This window comes from Virgibacillus sp. MG-45 (genome assembly GCF_036409425.1).
Taxonomy (GTDB): Bacteria; Bacillota; Bacilli; order Bacillales; family Amphibacillaceae; genus LDC-1.
The window spans coordinates 12,699-32,634 of record NZ_JAXOFU010000012.1; the positions used below are offsets into that span (position 1 = coordinate 12,699).

The 19,936-nt window shown below is 39.3% G+C and carries 23 protein-coding genes; 7 read left to right on the forward strand and 16 right to left on the reverse strand.

All coding sequences use genetic code 11. The annotated features are described in order from the left end of the window. Positions 1-3: 3 nt before the first annotated feature. Entirely contained in the window at positions 4-912 is a 909-nt protein-coding gene (gene opp4C, locus SPK86_RS12790; protein ID WP_330949528.1) for an oligopeptide ABC transporter permease, read from the forward strand. A gap of 94 nt (positions 913-1,006) precedes the next feature. On the opposite strand, the gene SPK86_RS12795 is transcribed toward opp4C, so the two are convergent. From SPK86_RS12795 to SPK86_RS12820, 6 genes are all read right to left on the reverse strand, one after another. Further along, positions 1,007-2,146 carry a Ger(x)C family spore germination protein gene (locus SPK86_RS12795; protein WP_330949529.1) on the reverse strand — a complete coding sequence of 380 codons (1,140 nt, stop codon included), beginning with the start codon at positions 2,144-2,146 and terminating at the stop codon, positions 1,007-1,009. Position 2,147: 1 nt separating this feature from the next. Next, entirely contained in the window at positions 2,148-3,614 is a 1,467-nt protein-coding gene (locus tag SPK86_RS12800; protein ID WP_330949530.1) for a spore germination protein, read from the reverse strand. Next, complete coding sequence (locus SPK86_RS12805; RefSeq protein ID WP_330949531.1) at positions 3,604-4,692, reverse strand: GerAB/ArcD/ProY family transporter; 1,089 nt, start codon at positions 4,690-4,692, stop codon at positions 3,604-3,606. Before SPK86_RS12805 ends, SPK86_RS12800 begins: the two co-directional genes overlap by 11 nt. A 176-nt stretch (positions 4,693-4,868) precedes the next feature. After that, positions 4,869-6,194: a type I glutamate--ammonia ligase gene (gene glnA, locus SPK86_RS12810; protein ID WP_330949532.1), complete on the reverse strand. Its 1,326-nt coding sequence runs from the start codon at positions 6,192-6,194 to the stop codon at positions 4,869-4,871. Between the two features lie 31 nt (positions 6,195-6,225). Next, positions 6,226-7,464 carry an LL-diaminopimelate aminotransferase gene (locus tag SPK86_RS12815; RefSeq protein WP_284141331.1) on the reverse strand — a complete coding sequence of 413 codons (1,239 nt, stop codon included), beginning with the start codon at positions 7,462-7,464 and terminating at the stop codon, positions 6,226-6,228. 189 nt (positions 7,465-7,653) lie between these two features. After that, a complete protein-coding gene (locus SPK86_RS12820; protein WP_284141330.1) occupies positions 7,654-8,454 on the reverse strand; it encodes an AraC family transcriptional regulator in 801 nt (266 codons plus the stop codon). 156 nt (positions 8,455-8,610) lie between these two features. Between SPK86_RS12820 and SPK86_RS12825 the strand changes: the two genes are divergently transcribed. Then, entirely contained in the window at positions 8,611-8,799 is a 189-nt protein-coding gene (locus tag SPK86_RS12825) for a hypothetical protein (protein WP_330949533.1), read from the forward strand. 35 nt (positions 8,800-8,834) lie between these two features. Here SPK86_RS12825 and SPK86_RS12830 read toward each other — a convergent pair whose 3' ends face one another. Continuing rightward, a complete protein-coding gene (locus SPK86_RS12830) occupies positions 8,835-9,272 on the reverse strand; it encodes a Mov34/MPN/PAD-1 family protein (protein WP_330949534.1) in 438 nt (145 codons plus the stop codon). Continuing rightward, entirely contained in the window at positions 9,242-9,769 is a 528-nt protein-coding gene (locus SPK86_RS12835; protein ID WP_330949535.1) for a hypothetical protein, read from the reverse strand. The genes SPK86_RS12830 and SPK86_RS12835 overlap by 31 nt, the downstream gene beginning before the upstream one ends. Before the next feature lie 295 nt (positions 9,770-10,064). Here SPK86_RS12835 and SPK86_RS12840 point away from each other — a divergent pair, with 295 nt between their 5' ends. From SPK86_RS12840 to SPK86_RS12850, 3 genes are all read left to right on the forward strand, one after another. Continuing rightward, a complete protein-coding gene (locus tag SPK86_RS12840; protein WP_330949536.1) occupies positions 10,065-10,724 on the forward strand; it encodes a hypothetical protein in 660 nt (219 codons plus the stop codon). 74 nt (positions 10,725-10,798) lie between these two features. Then, entirely contained in the window at positions 10,799-11,320 is a 522-nt protein-coding gene (locus tag SPK86_RS12845) for a hypothetical protein (protein ID WP_330949537.1), read from the forward strand. Positions 11,321-11,333: 13 nt separating this feature from the next. After that, positions 11,334-11,624, forward strand: a complete 291-nt coding sequence (locus SPK86_RS12850) for a hypothetical protein (protein WP_330949538.1) — start codon at positions 11,334-11,336, stop codon at positions 11,622-11,624. A 20-nt stretch (positions 11,625-11,644) separates the two neighbouring features. On the opposite strand, the gene SPK86_RS12855 is transcribed toward SPK86_RS12850, so the two are convergent. Further along, positions 11,645-11,851, reverse strand: coding sequence for a hypothetical protein (locus SPK86_RS12855; protein ID WP_284141329.1), 207 nt, complete (start codon positions 11,849-11,851; stop codon positions 11,645-11,647). A gap of 141 nt (positions 11,852-11,992) precedes the next feature. After that, on the reverse strand, positions 11,993-12,421 hold the full coding sequence (locus tag SPK86_RS12860) for a pyridoxamine 5'-phosphate oxidase family protein (RefSeq protein ID WP_284141328.1): 429 nt from the start codon (positions 12,419-12,421) through the stop codon (positions 11,993-11,995). A 178-nt stretch (positions 12,422-12,599) separates the two neighbouring features. Here SPK86_RS12860 and SPK86_RS12865 point away from each other — a divergent pair, with 178 nt between their 5' ends. After that, positions 12,600-12,968 (forward strand): carboxymuconolactone decarboxylase family protein, encoded by a 369-nt coding sequence (locus tag SPK86_RS12865; RefSeq protein WP_443089785.1) that lies wholly within the window; start codon positions 12,600-12,602, stop codon positions 12,966-12,968. Between the two features lie 42 nt (positions 12,969-13,010). Here the strand turns inward: SPK86_RS12865 and SPK86_RS12870 are convergent, their stop codons facing one another. After that, positions 13,011-13,553, reverse strand: coding sequence for a CotY/CotZ family spore coat protein (locus SPK86_RS12870; RefSeq protein ID WP_330949539.1), 543 nt, complete (start codon positions 13,551-13,553; stop codon positions 13,011-13,013). 182 nt (positions 13,554-13,735) lie between these two features. Between SPK86_RS12870 and SPK86_RS12875 the strand changes: the two genes are divergently transcribed. Beyond that, positions 13,736-14,401 carry a collagen-like triple helix repeat-containing protein gene (locus SPK86_RS12875; protein WP_330949540.1) on the forward strand — a complete coding sequence of 222 codons (666 nt, stop codon included), beginning with the start codon at positions 13,736-13,738 and terminating at the stop codon, positions 14,399-14,401. A gap of 95 nt (positions 14,402-14,496) precedes the next feature. On the opposite strand, the gene SPK86_RS12880 is transcribed toward SPK86_RS12875, so the two are convergent. From SPK86_RS12880 to sat, 5 genes are all read right to left on the reverse strand, one after another. After that, entirely contained in the window at positions 14,497-15,792 is a 1,296-nt protein-coding gene (locus SPK86_RS12880) for a glycosyltransferase (RefSeq protein WP_330949541.1), read from the reverse strand. A 178-nt stretch (positions 15,793-15,970) separates the two neighbouring features. Further along, positions 15,971-16,594 carry a hypothetical protein gene (locus SPK86_RS12885; RefSeq protein WP_284141496.1) on the reverse strand — a complete coding sequence of 208 codons (624 nt, stop codon included), beginning with the start codon at positions 16,592-16,594 and terminating at the stop codon, positions 15,971-15,973. Beyond that, positions 16,587-17,270, reverse strand: a complete 684-nt coding sequence (locus SPK86_RS12890) for a galactosyltransferase-related protein (protein ID WP_330949567.1) — start codon at positions 17,268-17,270, stop codon at positions 16,587-16,589. The genes SPK86_RS12885 and SPK86_RS12890 overlap by 8 nt, the downstream gene beginning before the upstream one ends. A 144-nt stretch (positions 17,271-17,414) precedes the next feature. Further along, complete coding sequence (locus SPK86_RS12895; RefSeq protein ID WP_330949542.1) at positions 17,415-18,155, reverse strand: sulfotransferase; 741 nt, start codon at positions 18,153-18,155, stop codon at positions 17,415-17,417. Positions 18,156-18,172: 17 nt separating this feature from the next. Continuing rightward, a complete protein-coding gene (sat, locus tag SPK86_RS12900) occupies positions 18,173-19,921 on the reverse strand; it encodes a sulfate adenylyltransferase (protein ID WP_330949543.1) in 1,749 nt (582 codons plus the stop codon). Positions 19,922-19,936 lie beyond the last annotated feature (15 nt).

Here is a 19,936-nt window from a genome sequence, read left to right on the forward strand (position 1 = left end):
AAGATGCAAGCTAATCATGGTCGACCAACTCCTTCTGTATCTTCACAAATTAAAAAGCCAAAAAGTCCATTCCAGCTCGCCTTACAACGTTTTTTAAAGAATAAGCTCGCTATTCTTGGGGTCATTGCAATGGTGCTCATTGTTCTCGCTGCTGTTTTTGCACCACAGCTTACTAGCCACGATCCTACGAAAGGAGACTTACTTATGGTGGAAAAGCCACCATCCTCTGAGCACATTCTTGGAACTGACAGCTCTGGCAGAGATAACTTTGCGCGCATCCTTTATGGTGCTAGAATCTCCTTAACGGTCGGCTTTAGTGCGATGCTTTTCACACTCGTTATTGGCGTTATATTAGGAGCAATTAGTGGTTACTATGGTGGAATGGTTGATAACATCATCATGCGTTTAGCTGATTTAGTATTGGCGCTTCCCTTTCTCGTCCTTGCCCTTACAATTATAGCCCTGTTAGAAAAAATAACGATCTCGATATTTGTCTTTGTTATTGCGATTACAACCTGGCCTACCTTAACGCGCATTGTTCGTGGCACATTTTTATCGCTTCGCGAGCAGGAATTTGTACTTGGCGCAAGAGCTATAGGTGCAAGTGATTTTCGCATTATCTTTAAGCACTTTATTCCGAATGCGATTGGCCCTATTATTGTTAATGCAACTTTAATGATGGCAACCATGATCATTATCGAATCTGGCTTAAGCTTTATCGGAATGGGGATTCCACAACCAACTCCCACGTGGGGCAATATGATATCAGAGGCGCAAAACATTCGCATTTTACGCGATCATCCAGAAGCTTGGATTCCCCCAGGTGTTGGTATACTCGTCACAGTGCTTGCTATTAATTTCATCGGGGACGGACTACGCGATGCCTTTGATCCAAAAAGCAATCGCCGATAATGTGGTTATGACTGGCATTGCTTAAAAAAATTGAATCTTCAACAACAACAACAACCCTTGACTGCCTATTGTAGTCAAAGGTTGTTGTTGCTTTTCACTCATATATCCCCATACTTTCTAGTGTAAAATAAACCTTTACCTTCCCTAAGCTTTCCTTTGTTAAGTGAACATCCTTTAGCTTTCTTGGCGACATTCCATTACGGAATAGTTCATTTTTAAAATTATAAATATCCACCTGCTTTTCAACCGCTGTTTCATAAGTTTTTCTTATTTCTTTTTCAATCTCCTCTTTGGCTTGTTTCACAATTTCTCGCTCTGACAAACTTGTGATTAAATCTTCCACTGAACCTTCTGCTTTAATTTCTATCTCAAAGATTGGAGCTGTTCCACCCCTTATTTGTTTTATCTTTGACTTTGGGCGTTCTACTTCTACACTACCAATTTTTTTGCCATCTTTTTCAAGCTTTAACGGACTCTTTTGAATACCTGCACCTACCCACTTTAATCCTGGTATTTCGTCTTTATCCAACCAATCCGTGTATTTACCGTCATATTCAATGGGAAATACTCCATTGATTTTTAGCGTCTTCTTCGTTTCATTTTGAACGACTGCTTCCGTCCAATCATCTCGATCGATAGATAAAGATGGAAGCAATGACGTACCACCTGGATCCTTGTAGATGGAGACAAAATTATACATCCGATTCGGTTTAATATAAGAGTATTCTTTATAAAAATCCTTTGGCTTATAAAGAATCGTATACAATGGCGGTGTATTAAAAAAACCTGGTATACTTAATAGCTCTTCAATCGGCTCCTTCGTTCCATACATCCATGCAGAATTACGAAATTCCCCACTTCTTCGCATCGATTGTTCGATCTTCTCAAGCCCGTTTTTTAACGCTGCTTCCGAATAGACGACTGCACCAACATGCCCCCAATTTAAAACCTGTTGCGACGTTTCAACTAGTTGATTAATTGCCTCATTCAACGTCGAACCACTACTTTTTCCAATATATATTGGTGCTGGCTGTGTTTGCTTTACGCCTTCCTGCTTGGCGACATTGGCAAAATCTAGAAGCTGAACATAAAGCATATATTCCTCATCCTGATAATCAATGCCAATCACTGTCGCATAATCTACTTCCCCAATTTCCTTTTCATCCCAACAGCCTGCTAGCAGAAAAAATACACAAGCAACGATAAGGAGCTTTATCCATTGTATGATGCGCATTCTATTTCCTCCGCTTCGGTTTTCTAGTTGCGTCCTTAACCTTCAACATTTCTGCACGAGTCGTATCAGTTTCCACTGGCACTTTTACGAATCCTTTGAGTAGCCCTTTGATACTTAATGGAGCCAATGGACTTAAATAGGATATTCCAAAGGACTCCAGCTTGGCCAAGTATGCAATAATTAAAAACAAGCTTAAGAAAAATCCATACATGCCAAGTACTGCCGAAAATAGGATAACACCAAAGCGAAGCACCGTTGCTGTTCCAAAGAGTGACTGATTGCCAAGTGTAAACGTTGCAACAGCAGTAATCGAGGAAATAACGAGCATCGTTGGCGACGTTAGTCCAGCTCGAATTGCCGCATCACCAACAATTAACCCTCCTACAACGGCAACAGTTTGTCCAACTGCTTTTGGTAAACGAACACCTGCTTCTCTAAATATTTCAAACAAACTAAGCATGAGAATGAGTTCCACAGTTGTATTAAAGGGGATACCAATTCTCGACGAAGCTATCGTTGCCAGCAAAGGAAAAGGAATTTGATCAACATTATAAGCAGAAAGCGCCACCCAAAATGCTGGTAGAAAGATAGCAACGAATAACCCGACTAAGCGAAGCAACATTTCAAAGGTAGCATAGTAATATGGTGTATGTGCATCCTCTGATGTGCTTAAAAGTAACCCTAAATTCGCCGGTCCAATCACAACACTTGGCAAATTATCCATAAAAATAGCAAACCTTCCTCTTGCCAAGCAGCTAATAACGCCGTCTGGTCGAGAGATGCTCTCCATTAATGGAAACAAGGAAATTTTCTTATCCCCTAATAATTCGATGAGCTGATTATCGGTAATTAGAAAATCAATATCTATGGCTTCGAGTCTTCTAGCTGCTTCATCGACAATCGCTTTATTTTGTATATCTGTCATATAAACGAGACTCACCTTTGTTTGGCTTCTACGACCAATCACAAAAGACTTCGTTACTAGTGTGTCTGTTTTCATACGTTTGCGAATTAAGGCGATATTCGAACCTAAGTCTTCAATAAATCCATCCCTTGGTCCGCGAACAGATACTTCGGTAATCGACTCTTCAGGTGTACGCTTTGGCGCGTCGGCAATATCATAAAAATAAATCGTATCTTCAATTAAAATAGCAACATTTCCATCAAATACTTTTTGCTGCACTTTTTGCTCAATTTGTGGATTTTTATGTTTTTTGCACTCTAACCTCTCTGTACTATTTTGTTTCTTTAATCCTGCTTCACCATCATCACTATATAGCTTTTGTATATTCGGTAAAATACTTTTCAGTAAGGTGCTTGTGCTAATAAGCCCTTGTCCAAAAACAATAATCATCTGGACTGACTCTTGTTTACGATAAAGTGTCTGCTCTTCCACGCAGATATCTGTTGAGTGATTAAAAAATGATTGAAAATCCTCCACTCCGAGCGCCGTCCGTCTACCCTTCATAGGCTTTCCCCCTTTTATACTTCTTTACAAGGATTGCTAAAAACGCAGTAATTACAAATGCAATAATGGTACCTCCAGAATAAAAATATTTTTTTAGAAAAGATAAAAACATATCATCTGAGATAGGAACGAAAACCAGGAGAATAAAAGCGAAACAAACCAATGCTTGCACAACGATTCGTTTCCTTTGTTTTTGGATTAAAAAAATATCGGTCATTAAATAAAGAAACAAGCTTAAGCGAATAAAACTACCAGCCAACCATTGGTATATCGAAAGAAAATCCAAATGATTAAAATACACACCAATGTGCAAGATTCGCCATTGCATAAAAGCTGGATATCTAATCTTCCCTGCCTCTAATGGTCCAAAAATTACTAAGCTACCAATCAACGGACCAACCGTTAATATGCATAACAGCGTACCTAATATAAACGCATGCTTAAAGCGAATCTTTTTTTCAATCCGATGTTGAAAGAAAATAATTAAAAAAAGCTCCGCTAATGATCCAAAAATATAAATCGTACCTATCCATACATCCTTCCATGTATTTTCCACAAGTACTGGGCGGAGGAGGAAATAGTATTTATCAGGCGTCGTTCCAAATGCTACAAAAATACCTAATAATATAACAACTGGAAGTAATACACCAGCACAAATGGCAATTACTTTCAGCTTTCCAGTCGATATATAAAGGGAAACGCCAAGCAGAAGTAGGGCGAGAACAAACACTGGTGTTCGTGGTAAATAGGTTTGATGCGTCCACTTCACTGTGTCCATTAACGTACTCCAAGCGGAGATAAATAAATAAAAAAACACAACAAAAGCGATTACTTTGCTTAACCCTTTTGAATAGGACTTCTCTAGCCATTGAAACACCGACTCATTAGGTAAGTTTTTCGTAACATAGACGAGCATACCTAATAGAGGGATGCTTAGCAGGTACCCAATAATGACGCTAATCCATGCATCTCTTCCTGCCGCATCAATGAGCAACGGGATGACGAGCACATGATTACTTAAGCCAGCACTTAAAATGATAATGGAAAAAAACTGTGGAATTCGAATTTTGTTGGACATGTGACGCTATCCCCCAATAGATTACTTCTGCCTTAGCATGTGTGGAAAAACGTGGAGCTATGCATTCGTTTCGATTGTATAGATAGTTTTATGATGGAAGGTGAAACGAAACAAACGAATTCAGCCTAGCGCTATGAAAAAAGCTTGTAGAGAATGCACTCTCTACAAGCTTCGATTTAATACTGCTTCATATATTGTTCTCTTTCCCAAGGGTGGACGGTCGTGCGATATCCTTCCCACTCTATCTGCTTCGCCTCACAAAAGCGATTAAAAATCGTTTCTCCTAATGCATTGATGATAACCTGATTGTTTTCCAGTTTGGTTAACGCATCTGCTAGCGAGTGAGGTAATTGTCCAATCCCACGTTCCTTACGCTCTTCCTTCGACATCGCATAGATATTTTCCATGATTGGAAGAGGTGGCGTAAGCTTATTCCGGATGCCATCAAGACCAGCACCAAGCTGTACAGCCATTGCCAAATAAGGATTTGCTGCTGGATCGACACTTCTTACCTCCACACGTGTACTGTTCCCGCGGGAAGCTGGTATTCGAATCAATGGGCTTCTATTTTTCGCAGACCAGGCAACATAGCAAGGTGCTTCATATCCTGGCACAAGACGCTTATATGAATTGACCGTTGGATTCACAATTGCCGTAAAGCTTTCCACATGCTTCATCAGCCCAGCAATAAAGTATTTCGCCACATGGCTTAGACCCATCTCCTCTTCTGGAGCATAAAAAGCGTTCTTCTCATTTGCAAATAAGCTGAGGTTACAATGCATGCCTGAGCCGTTCACTCCAAACAACGGCTTCGGCATAAAGGTCGCGTGGAGTCCATGCTTCCGTGCAATTGTTTTCACGACGAGCTTAAAGGTCTGAATAGCATCACATGCCTTTAATGCATTCTGATATTTAAAATCAATTTCATGCTGTCCAGGTGCTACTTCATGATGTGAGGCCTCAATCTCAAAGCCCATTTCCTCTAGCTCTAATACAATATCCCTGCGGCAATTCTCCCCTAAATCTACTGGTGCTAAATCAAAATAACCGCCATGATCGTTTAAATCAAGGGTAGGCTCTCCGGTTGAATTTAATTTAAACAGGAAAAATTCTGGTTCAGGTCCAACGTTAAAATCGGTATATCCCATTGCTTCCATTTCCTTTAAGACCCGTTTTAAATTATTTCTAGGATCACCAGCAAACGGTTCACCACTCGGATGATAAATATCACAGATTAACCGGGCAACCTTTCCTTTTTCTGCTGTCCACGGAAAGATTACGAACGTATCTAAATCGGGATACAAATACATGTCTGATTCCTCGATTCGTACAAATCCTTCAATCGAAGAACCATCAAACATCATTTTGTTATCTAGCGCTTTATCTAGCTGGCTACTTGGAATTTCTACATTTTTTATCGTTCCAAATAGATCAGTAAATTGCAGGCGCAGAAATCGTACATTTTGTTCAGCAATTCGGCGTCTAATTTCTTCCTTCGTCATAAAATTCCTCCTCATATACTATGTTTAGACCTTAAAACAAAAATGCCTCCTTCTTCAATCTCTCTGCAATTGTCTGCATCATTCGTTGTTCTTCCTCCACACTATTCGCTTCGTAGGTCACCGAAAAACGCAAATAGCTTCCTGCATCATCCCAAGGTACTGTTGAAATGAGATGCTCTCGGATTAAGTATTCACTAACAGCTTCAGCAGTCGGGAAGCTTCTTCCATTCGCAAGCTGTTTAGGTGCATTTGTATAAAGAAAAAAGGAACCCTTTGGCTTTTGAACAGAAAAGCCAATATTATTTAATGTATCAGCAAGATATTTTTGGCGTCTTTCATATTTATCACGTATTCGTTCCGTTATTTCTGGATGAGATAACGCATATGTAGCCGCTTTTTGGATCGGAATAAATTGCCCTGAGTCACTATTATCCTTTATCGTTTGAAATGCCTTTACGATGCTTTCATTACCAGCAATAAATCCAATTCGCCAGCCCGTCATATTAAAGGACTTTGATAGCGAGTGTAACTCAACCCCCACATCCTTTGCGCCAGGAATAGATAAGAAGCTTAAAGGAGCAAGCCCATCAAAGACTAATGCACCATATGCAGCATCATGAACAACGAGAAATTGGTATTTTTTCGCATAGTAAATCACCTCTTCAAAAAATGATGCAGTTGCAACGGCTCCTGTTGGATTGTTTGGATAATTTATATACAAAAGCTTTGCTTTCTGTAGGATAGCAGGGTCGACTGTATCTAGTTTGGGTAAATAAAGATTTTCTTCTAAGAGCGGAAGATTTACTACTTCCCCACCACAATATTTTGTATGTGTAGCGATAACTGGATATCCCGGTGTTGGCATTAGGAGCACATCACCTGGATTTATAAAAGCCGTTGGTAGCATGGCAAGTGCTGACTTTGACCCAATAACATGATTTATTTCTAGAAATGGGTTTAGTTCTTTTACTCGAAATACCTCTGCCATATACTGTGCAGCCGCCTCCTGAAAAGCCTGAATTCCATTGTCAGCATAAAATCGATTTTCTGGCTTTTCCGCTTCCATTGCTAGCATACGAACAACAGCTTGATCAGCCATTTCATCTGGTTCACCTACACCTAGATCAATTAGATTCAGCTGCGGCTTTGCTTGGATTGCTTCCCGCTTCGCTCGCTTTATTTTTTCAAATTTATAAATATCCTCAGAAAGTCCAAATTGCTTGCCACCTATGCGATCTGCAAAAAGAGTTTGAATGAACGGAGCTTGCATAATAAAACCTCCCAAACAGTCTGTCTCGTTGAAAATTATGTCACTCATCATACCATGTAGCTCAAGGGTTTTATTTGGATAAAACGGCATTCTTTTTGCATTAATCGAATAAATCCAAGCCTTGTAGTGAAATAAAAAACAGTCTTCTTTTACATCTATATGCAAAAGAAAACTGTATAAATGAAAAAATCATCGAAACTCAGAAGGATTTTTCCCAGTAACTTGTTTAAATTGTCTACTAAAAAAATGAATATCTTTATACCCTAAGGCAAAGGCTGTTTCTGTTACGGTCATTCCAGTATGATAAAGCAAATGCTCGGCACGCTTCACACGCGAACGAATAATGTGTTCTTTTACGGTACAGCCAATGAACTCCTTAAACTTTCGCGAAAAATAACGAGGCGATAATTGTGCTCGACTTGCAAGGCTATCTAAGGAATGGCTTTTACCAGGATGAAGTTGTACATAATTAGCTACCTCATAGATTGCCTGTTGAAGGCCTTTCCCTTCTTCCATCGGCAGCACTTCGTCTCCTTTTGTTTGCTCCTCACGCAACAATTGAATCATTAATTGCTTTAATATGAGCTTTGCTTCTATCTCCCAGCCATACTGCCTCAACAAAAACAAACGTACATATTTTGTGAGCATCGCCTCAAAAGCGATTCGATCATTAATCACATGATGTGCGTTAGGAATTTGACCCAGCTCTGTACGACGCAGCGTATCAAAATGAATATACGTTAAAACGAGCGGGGACTGTGGATGATGAGTGGCTGTAGGCATATCACCAGGACGAAACAAAAAACAATGCCCTGCTTGGACATTATATTCCTCGCCATGTAATTGGACAGTACCAGTTCCACTCCACACATAGAACAAATCATAATTCGCTAACGGATTAGGACGCTTCTTCCATTGCCATGTCGGCTCACAATGAATCGTTGCGACCGCTTGCTTTAACGTGAAATGCTCTGGATTAATATGTAACACCTTCAAAACTCCCGGTGGTTTGTCTTTTTCTTACTTCTATCATACATTATCTCATCAAAACCCGCATCTCACAAATCCACTTATATCGGATGTCCATACCTTTTTTGTCTTTTTTTCATACCATAAAATAAACCTTCATTAAAGGAGAGATCTATTATGACTTCAAATGAAAATGGAAGCATTCGTACTGAACAAGAATTTAAACGTGGGGGCTGTGCATGTGAAGCTAGCCTACACATCACTAATCAAAAATCATCAAAAATCATCCCAAAAAGCTTTGCCTACCATACACGCGATAAACAGAATAACATCAAAGTTAATAGTCGATTTAAACATTTTAACTAGACTTACCATTATAGGCTAGCTTGCAAAAAGCTAGCCTATTCTATGATATAAATGGCAACCTCTTTGTATGATTCTTTTATAACTTGAAAGGCTTTTATATTAATATTATTTTGAAGCGATACAATAACCATAAATCCGCCAGCTTTTGGGTGATGCCGAATATCTTTATTGGAAGGAAGAGGACGTGCAGTTGGGTGGGAATGAAAAATAGCTAGTAGTTCCTCCTTCTGTATTGAAATTTGATTTATCACGTCTTTTATTTGTTCTATCCCAACATAATAATTTGTTCTAGATTTTCGCTCATTTTGAAAAAACCATACTTGCTTCACAGTTGAATCTAATCCTGAAAGTAGTCCAACCGCTTCATATGGAAACTCACTTTTGCAATGCTGAAAAATATCTAAATACAGGTTCATTGGAATAAATAATCGAGGAGATGTTGTTATTTGAATCGTTCCCATATCCGCTGCCAAAATGACGGCTCTTTTTCTGTTTCCTTTTTCAGCTTATCTACTTTTATATCAGCATTAGAAGGAGTGTGGTAGGAAGAGGAGTTCAATTGTCTTTCAGCTTGCAACTCATTTTCTCGTTCTGTTGTTTTTTCAATTTTCTTAGCAGGAGTAGATGCTACTCCTTTACTTACTAGTCTCTTGTTTTGGTTTTCTAACAATGGAGACTGTCGGTTCATTTTGCTTGTGAACCAGCGATTATTTTTCCCATTCCTAATTGATGTTTTCGGCGCGAAGTAATTAGGGAAAATTTGCGAAATTTCATTCGCTTGTTGAATATCGCGAAAGGTAACTCTCTTTTCCTGATTTTGATTAGACAGTGCATCCTTTTTAGAAAGTGATAATATATCCTTTCTTGTTTGCTCACCCTGTGTTTTCACTTGTTCTGGAATTGTTTTTTCTTCTGATGAAGATGATTGTTGTTTAATTGATTTATCTGTATTAAGATGCTTATCAACCATAAAATTCACCTCTCAAATAAATATAAATATATAGATCTGCATCATTTACAGTTTAAATTCTTGAAAAAACACTCTACATATTTTGCATGATTATACTTCATGAAAACTTCTATATATTGACTTCTATTTCAACATTATATGAAAAACTGAAATCAAGCGTTACAATAGCTTAGCTGTATACAAAAGCACATTTAAAGCAAATTACTAGTGAAAGTGGTTTATTAACCGTTTCGCTTTAATTAAACATTCATAAACTGATATTGAAAGAGATAAATTAATTAAGGAGATGAAAAGAATGCTAGAACAGCCATTACAGGGTGCACAAGAACAATTATGTATAAACACTGAAAAAGTATATGACTGGGTTTTATTACAGACAAGTATAAATCGAAATATTGCAGCCGCTGACCTCGGCACATTACCCATCGATCCATGTGCTACTACGGTTACAAACCTTAGTGTAGATTGTTTTTTAGTTGATGATGCAGGAAATCCAATACCACCTAATGGAGAAGTCCCAGTTACAGAAGTAGGGGAACGTCAAAATCGCACCTTCAATATTGATGGAACATCCGTTACCTTACAAAGTGTCAATTTCACAAAAACAATCAATGTAGTTTTTGAATTTAGTGGATTAGATGACACTACACCATTTGTAGAGCAATCCGATCCAATTTCAATCATCGTTCCAGAATCTTCGTTTCTATGTGCACCAGAAGGAACTGAACTATCTGTTAGGATAACAGAGGTAGATTGTGGTGCAAGCGCAAATTGTATTGCAGGAGCATTAGATAGTGTAGACCTTGCACTTACCATTTGTCAAAGTGTACAAACAGTGACAAACGTAACACTTGAATTAACCGCAGACTTCTGTCAACCAAGAGAACAGATATTTGAGCAGTGTCCAACACCCGCCATCCCACCACAATGTCCTGTTTTGTTCCCTGGCGGCTAATATAACGTATTCATACTGCATAAAATATGGAGAGGGAATTTCCCTCTCCTATTTTAATTGGAGGTGTAAAACAAATGGAAAAGCTGATGGCGCTAATGACTGAAATCGAGCAAAAGATGAACAATACGGAAAGGAAAATAAATGAAAAATTTATGCATGTGCAACAGGGTTCCACTATATGTTATTTCACACATTCGATAATCATTAATCAAGAACCAAATAATAGCCATTTAATTTTAGCTAGCTTTCATGTGATGAATGAGACTTCCTTTCCGTTTCATGAACCGATTATCCTGCTTCATCTTGATTCAGATGGAGATATTGATTTTTCTGGAAAATATACGGTGGAGGGTAGTACGAACACTCGAGTAAAAGCCCCGTGGGTACGTGTTCTTCTGGAAGATCATGACCCGCAAACACATTATTGCTTTAAGCCAACAACAACTAATTTAATAGCTCCTAAAAGTGGGGTTTCCTTTCAAAATTTTCAAATCAAGCTTCCATTTAATCAATATGTAAATGTTAATGGATACTATTATTGTGAAGAACAGAAAGAAGGCATTGCATCATTAAACACATTACAAATTAACCATTAGAAGGAGGGGTCACATGGAAAATGCAAGAACATTTCAACATAAATTAGAAGAATTACTTTTAACAGCAATAGAAAGTGATCTTAAGAAAACATCAAAACAGCCCGCGCAACCAAATGAAACAATGATGAGTACATCGAATCAAACTTTTTCACTACTTATTTACTTATATGCCACCGCTCAGGCAAAGAGTCGAGGTGAAATGGATGAACAGATTCCTCGACTCTTTGACAAACTAGAACAGCTCAATCAAAAAATCACCACAATTAATGATAAACTAGATAATGAATATATTCATAATTCATAAAACATTCAAATTGTTCAACGCTATTTTTTTAACCATTTTTCTGTGAGTAGATGAAAGGTTTCATTACGTGTAAATATGATATACCAAAGAATCATTCCTAATCCTACTGTCATCACGCGTGGCTGTCCATTTTCATATACTTGGATAGGAATGACACAAAGAAATACGGTTAATCCCAATGCAATTGCTAGCACTTCGATATAGAAGCGTAATTTCATTAGATCCAAATGCCTTCCACTCCTTTTTACTCATCCCATATACATCTATATTTAATTATGTGCTAAAATCCCAAAACATTCCAGTAGTAATTTGATAATTTTATGAAAAAGGGATCAGCTTTTTAGAGTGATCCCTTTTCTTTACTATCTCTATTCATGTAACTGTAAAACTTGTGGCGCTTCTCCTTTTTTATTCATGAGCTGAATTTGTTTAGGCTCTATTTCTAAGACAACAAAATTCTCATCCGTTGGACCATCAAACCAATTCTCCATATAATCATTCCATAATTTATCCTTTAATTCCTGAGATGTATTAATCGTTGCTTTTCCTTCATATTCCACATAATCATCTCCAAACCCTTCTCCTTCATAGCCAAGAAGCACATGTACATATGGATTTTCTTCTATTTCTTCTGTTTTATCTGTTGCTTTACTTGTCGCCGTGTAAAGCTTTAAGTCCTGATGCTGAAATGTCATATAACGTGTAAATGGTTTATTTTGCTTAACGGTTGCTAATGTTCCTACATAGCTCTCATCCATAATTTTTTCAATACTCGCTTTTAAACTTTGTTGATCCATGTTTTCAGCTCCTTTTTCAGTGTTTCACTAGTAGTATTCCTTTCTGCCTCTATGCTAAACATTGCCTACAATGGTTCGTGTATAGAAGAAAGGATTGGGATTTTATTCCACGTATAGGTAAAACGATATGACTCCACGCTATGAAAAGGCAGTTGAATAAGGAGGAACAACGATGGATATGTATGATGAAGAAGCAGTAAATTATTTTGATCAATCAATTTTAGACTACAAGCAAGGGAGTAATCGTCTTCATAAGCGCATGCCGGAAATGGTGCAAGGATACTTTAATTTTACAGAAGCTTGTTTTAAGGAAGGAACCATATCGAAAAAGCAAAAACAGCTCATTGCAGTTGGCATTAGCATCTATGCGCAGGATGAATATTGCATCATGTACCATACAAAAGGCGCAATCGAAAACGGTGCAACAGAGGATGAATTAATGGAAACGATTGCGATTAGTGCTGCCCTTGGCGGTGGAGCAGCATTTTCACAAGGAGTCACCTTAGCATTAGATACGTATGATCATTACAACCAAACTCCACATTAAACCAAAAACAACTACCCATCCTCTTAGAGAAGGGTAGTTGTTTTAACAATCACCTTCCACAACCAAATCAACGGACAAACACTTTACTGCCGAATAGCAGCTTAGATCAACTAAAATACACTCCTTCGTTTTTGTCACAGCGTCTACCTCACAAATTCGTGCATCCTCTACACAATCTGTTTCCTCATCAATCAGACTTATATTCGGCTTTAAAAGCTGGAGCACCGCACAATTCTTCTTGCAATCTACCTTAACCACTTTAAAAAAAACGGTAACAAAACAGTCCTCACTCCCGATATTACCCCATGTATAAAACGGATTACCATAAGGCGTTTGGAGCATGATTGGAACGGTATTCTGCATCAGTCTTTTATTTACTTGTCTTAACGAACAAAGCTGCTCACCGTGTAAGCTAATTCCTCTTTGTTTATTTACAATATCAAGCAATAATTCACAAATGCATGGGTGACAATGACATTCTTTACCCTTTTCTTTTTGTTCATCTTCTTTATGATGCTCTTGTTTTTCATACTTCTCGTTTTCTAATTGACTCGACTCCAATTCATTTAGTTCTTCCTCACGCACGCTTGCTCACCCCAATCAAAAATACAGTATATAGTAGCATATTAATTCACGCATTTTCGGTATAGGTTATTACCTCTATTTATGATAAATAAGGCAGTAGTGGATTTTTCAAAAATGACTTGCGACTGCAATGAGTCCTACATAGTATAGGTATATAGATACGTAGAATGTGGGGTGAAATTATGTGTCCAAAGTGCAAATGCACAGAATGCTGCTGTGTTGGTCCACCAGGAAAACGAGGAAAAAAAGGAGCACAAGGTCCAGCTGGTCCTAAAGGACGACCTGGAAATCGTGGACCACAAGGACCGGAAGGGAAACCAGGACCACAAGGAAAACCTGGGCCACCGGGAAAACCTGGATCACCGGGACCACCTGGACCGCCTGGACCACCTGGACCACCGGCTCCACCAAAGCCCCTTTGTTGTCGTTTATTGCTTGAGCACGCTACCCAACTCATTCCTCCTGCAATTGTTGGGAGCACAAAGGTTAAAAAAACAATAACTGCACAGATTGCAAAAGTATGTGATGAAGTGGTTGTTATTTGCGGCATATTGAAAAAAGAGATTGGTTATGAAGCACTCATTGATGGTAGCATCAAACCACACACAATCTATGACGAAGTTCATTTTTCTTGTATTATTGATCGAGATGACATTAAAGCACACGATACCTTTAGGATTGAACAAATGGAAATCCTGTGTGAGGTTAGCAATCAGGAAGCGAACTTCTCATGGAAGGAAACAATAGAAAAAAAGGTTGCCTTTCGATTCATCGAAAAAGATGTCATCAAAATTTGCATCAAAAAGATAAACGCTAAACCGCATATCGATAAAAATGAGCCCCTTTAAATGACCTTCTACAGACTTTAACCGTAAAGTAAAACAAGTATATAAGGCAATCAGAAAAACACCTCACATTGTTCGGAGGTGTTTTATTTTTGCAGTTACTTTGAAGGCTGCGTAAGCAACGGCTTTAACTGGTGCTGCCAAACCCATTTGGGATGGTATCGTTGGCGAGCTAAATTTTTCGCGTGGATAACAGGATTTTCTCGCATCTTATTTAGAATGATATTTCCATGTTCAATCAAATAGGCTCGCTCAGAAGGATGATATTCCTCAAAGGATTCAAATCCAAAATTGCGCGCATCCCACCGCATAAAATAAGCATGTAAGTTTTTCCCCATTTCCTCTAATGCAGGAACACGCTCATTTAAAACGAGAAAGTTCCCCTTACTCGCCGCTTCTAAAACGGTTAAGCCAAAGGACTCTGAAAAGGAAGGACAAATAAAAAGATTTGACAATGAAAACAACTCCATAACTGCCTGCCTCGGAAATCCATTTTTAAAGCGCGGCATATCGGATGTGAAAAACATATCTTCTTCCACTAATCCAAAGGAAACTCCTGCTTGGCGAACAATTGACTTATATGCATCAGACTTAATATCAGCGCTAGGAAAATCACAAAAGATGATTTGCACTGTCTTTTCCGTCCCCTGTTTTATTGCCCCGCCTAGAGCGGCAACCTTCTCAAATTTTTTCCCAGGTGTAAGCCGACCTGGATAAACGATAACAATGTCTGGTGAAAATAAATCAACAGCATTGACAAGCTCTACAGTCGGTTCACTCAAAAAGCTTTGTAAATCCAAGCTATTATTCACCGCTGCACATGCGCCTTCTGATACATGATATTGCTTTGCAAGGGCTGCCATACCAGAAGCAGTCGGATATACATACGTTGTGTTTGGCATTGGTGTAAATCGCGCTGAAAATGGCCATTCCATTTCCAACGGTCGTTGAACAGGGGCAGAATGTGTAAATGCGATAAATTTCAAGCTAGGAAGACGCTCCTGTGCCTTACGAACTGCAACATTGTGTAGTAAATGCCAGCCTTGATAATGGATATCATGCATGATACAAGCATCTACGTCGGCTAGCTTTTCCACTAAATCATTGGCAACTACATCTGCCTCTTCAAAAAATGTATCATGTACTTCTCCTTTTGCTTGCGTATAATCACGCCAATGAATTTGTTTACCATCGACAAAATTAGCGACCTTTCTCCACTCAATCCGCTCATCTAAAAATATCCCGTACCGTGAATCAAGTGGACAGCTTTCACTCACGAGCATTACTGGTTTTACACCATCATCAAGCATCATTCGCAGCTGCTCTGCCACGACATTGACGATGGAATACGTGCTATCTAATCCATTAAACATCGTTAACAATGCGACCTTCAATCTTACCTTCCTCCCCTTAACGTATAATTAGGCATTTATTTCAGTCTATACAGACTGTTTTCATTTCTTGTCTTTTACAACAGGGGACGCCGCTTGCGTGTCCTCACTCGAGATTCGTGCCACTCCTGCTGTCCCTTCCATTTCGTTCTATCAGTGTATTCATCTTTTCTTCTCCTGTTCAACGTGCATCCTCTTCTGCACGATAGCCTTGACGATTACAAAAACGACGATACGCTTCCCATGTTTGTTCATGACAGGCATGCTTTATATCTTCCCAAGATAAATCCGCGTGCTTGCGTGCATTTACTTTCCGATTTAAAGCAGGTATCAAAGGATAGTCCTTTGCTTCTTTCATCTGTAAAAAGTGGGCAAGCTGCTGTGCAGGCTGACGATCTACATACATGATTAGCGCTGGGTCCTGCTGTTCGATTAGTGCATACCACCCTACTACACTTTGAACAGCTTTTTCGATGCCCTGATAATTTTCTAACGGAAGATACGCTTGCCGGTAATGAAGACTACGCCCTTTCATATCGCCGGTATAATAAATACTACTGACAATGTCGTTCGGATGCCGCATCGTCATTAAGGTATGTTCAAATTGGTAATTCTTGCGATTCAGTGATCTGTCCATAAACACTTGATTTTCCTCAACTGCAAACATCCAGCTGCTTATCCCATCCTTCCCCATTTTTTCATGACTAACATCATAGCCAAACCTCTGAAACAAGGTAGCCATATAGCCTGTTCCACTTCTTGGGTGACCGAGTACGAGAAACTTTTTCATTTTGCGATTACTCATTTTCCTTCTCCAGTGTGAAGCCTTCTGCACGGCGTTTCTCTACTTCTCTTCTAACCGATTCTTTTCCGGCAGAATAAGCTTTTAACAGTTCTCGATTTTCCTTGTAATTCCCCGCATTGTTGCGTTTATGCCATAGGTGGTAGACATAAGCATTTAACCGTTTTGCCTTTCCGCATAACTGGTTTAAGGAAGCTGCAAAAGCATCATCCTCTCCTCCCCAGCCAACAAAGCGTTCATCAAAGCCACAGACACGATTAAAATGCGCACGTGGTACCACATTAATTCCTCCTCTTGCCGCATTAGGGCGTGCTCTTGTCTCCAACTCAATCGGAATGGGCCATTGCGGCTCGATATCGTATAGCTTCAGCGTGCTTTCTTTTGATAGGTTATACACGTGCTGAAAAGGAATCACCCATGCATGGTCTTCTAACAGTGCAATAGCCTGGTGCAAAACATTTGGATCAAAAAATATGTCCGCATCTGCCAAAACAAGAATTTCACCTTTTGATTGCCCCACCGCTCGGTTAATCACTTTCGCCTTTGAAAATGGCTTTTCATTTGATATTCCAATACAAAGCTCTGCTTCAGGAAACATGGTCTGATAATATTTTTTCACCCAATGAAACGCCTGGTTTCTTGGCGTATCATTCAGACTTATCGGGATAATAATTGACACGTTATCCAATCTTACTCACCTTCCAACTGTTAATACAATTATTCTATGAAATTCTCAATCATTCGTATGGACAATTCCAATGCTTGTGCGTATAAAAAAACTGGCATGAATAAAAAGTCCATGCCAGTTTACGTTTCAACTCCCTTACATGTATCCATATGCTTTCATTGTAGAACCACACGTTTGGATAATTGCATGCTCATCTGCAGTCGTAGGTGTTCTTGGTGTACTCCATATTTTTTTAGCAATCACCGAATCAATCTCTTCCTCTGATAACTTTCCAAGCTTTGCAATAGTCAAGGTCGCACCGGGCTGTTTTAGAACAATATCTTCATAACGTACGAGGTATACTGCGGGGTCCTGCTTGGCAAGGTCTAAATAATAACTCGCATTGGTTTGCCACTTTTTTGCAAATGGTACGACATTATTGCCAAGCCCTGCTCCAAGCATGCTTTTCCACACATCAAGCGGATTGCGAACAAGGAGCAGAATCGGTGTTTCTGGATAGCATATTCGGAATAATGTCAGCTCCTCTTTTCCATAGCGCACCTCTTTAAAGCCGATGATGTCGTGCCCCTCTTTATGCTGGGCATATAGCGTAGCAAACAATGTTTTAACCGATTCTTCCACAGCGTGATCCACATAATCCAACTCTGGAACCATGCATGCAATCCAATGATTCGGATTTTCTCCATCTCTAAAGTAGTTTTCTCGTTGTTGGCAATGATTCGTCGAATACTCCTTGAGAAGCTGATGCATGCGTTGAAATTGCGTTAAAATACCATATTGCTCGCCCCATATCAAGGTTTCCTTACGCCGATTAAAAATTCGCTGAACAAGCGTGGAGCCTGAACGATGTGTTGCTGCTGATATGAGTAAATCCATTTTTTCCCCTCCTTCCATTATTCCACTTTCACATATTGATTTTCTCTTAAATACGTCCATATCTCTTGGACACAAGCATCTATTGTCATCCTTTCTGTGTTCACATGAATGTGAGGCGCGGTTGGAGCTTCGTATGGTGATGAGATGCCAGTAAAATGACTGATTTCGCCTTTTCGTGCTTTCTTATATAACCCCTTTGGATCACGTTCCTCACATTTCGCTAACGAACATTCCACATATACCTCGATAAATTCTTCTTCCCGCAAAAGCGCCTTTACGGTTTGACGATCCGTTGCAAAAGGAGATATAAAAGCTGTTAAAACGACTAAACCACTATCAATAAAAAGCTTTGTTACTTCACCAATTCTGCGGATGTTTTCTTGCCGATCTTGTTCATGGAATACTAAATCACTACATAACCCTTGACGTACATTGTCCCCATCAAGTAAATATGTCGCTATCCCTTTTTCATGCAGCAGCTCCTCCAATCGATTAGCAATAGTGGACTTTCCTGAGCCAGACAATCCCGTAAACCAAAGAACAAAGCTTTTTTGCTTTAATAGCTTCCGACGACTTTCCTTATTTACTGTTGCATCGTGCCATACTGTATGTGAATAATTTTCTTGCTTGTTTGGCTTCGTACTTAATCCGTTTATGAGTACATCTACGACTTCTGGACGACTAAATTCCTTTGGTGGTCGTTGCTCCTTGCCTAGCATTTCCCTTACCTTTGTGCCAGATAAAGTAAAACGACTGGAATCATCATGTGGGCACGTTTTATGTGAAGCCATTCCGTGACATTCCTTACAGTAAAAGCTATGCTCAAAAAACAATAGCTCGATATCCAGCTCTTTTTTATCAAATTGCTTAAAAATCCGTTGTGCATCATACGTCCCATAATATTTTCCCACTCCTGCATGATCACGCCCAACAATAAAATGCGTACAGCCATAATTTTTTCGGGCAATCGCATGAAGTACCGCTTCTCGCGGACCTGCATATCGCATTGCCGCGGGATAAGCGCCAAGCAACGTATTTGCGTCAGGAAAATAGTTATCTAGTAATACTTCATAGCTTTTCATTCGAATCGTTTCTGGAATATCATCCTTTTTTGTTTCGCCTACTAATGGATGAATGAAAAGGCCATCGACAACCTCTAATGCTGTTTTTTGAATATATTCATGGGCACGATGAATCGGATTTCTCGTTTGAAAGCCTACGATTGTGTTCCACCCCTTTTCTTCAAAGAACGCTCTCGTATCCTTTGGATCTAAATAATAGGCAGCAGAAATCGTTCTTGCTGGTCGAGATAGCATGTGAATTTTTCCGCCTACATTCATACAAGGCTGCTGATAGATTCTTGCAACGCCTGGGTGATTAGCGTCCAAGGTTCCGTACACAAGCCTTGCTTCTTTTTCTATTTGCCGTTCATACATATCTTCTATTTCTAATACACCATAAACCTTGCCAGCATGTTTGAGTTTGATAGCTGCTGCTTTGTCTATCACTTCGGCTTGCTCCTTCGAAATAGAAAGTGTGATAGGCATTGGCCAAACCCTTCCATCTTGTAACCGCATATGATGCAGTACATTTTCATAATCTTGCTGGTTCATAAACCCTTCAAGCGGACTAAAGGCTCCATTGGAAATACACTCCATATCTGCAAGTGTAAATGCATCCACTTCTATCTCTTCTGTCAGTGATTCAATGGAATAAGAAGGATGATAGCGATCGATTAATTGCCCACCATGTGGAAGTACGCGCATAGTATTCTTCACCTC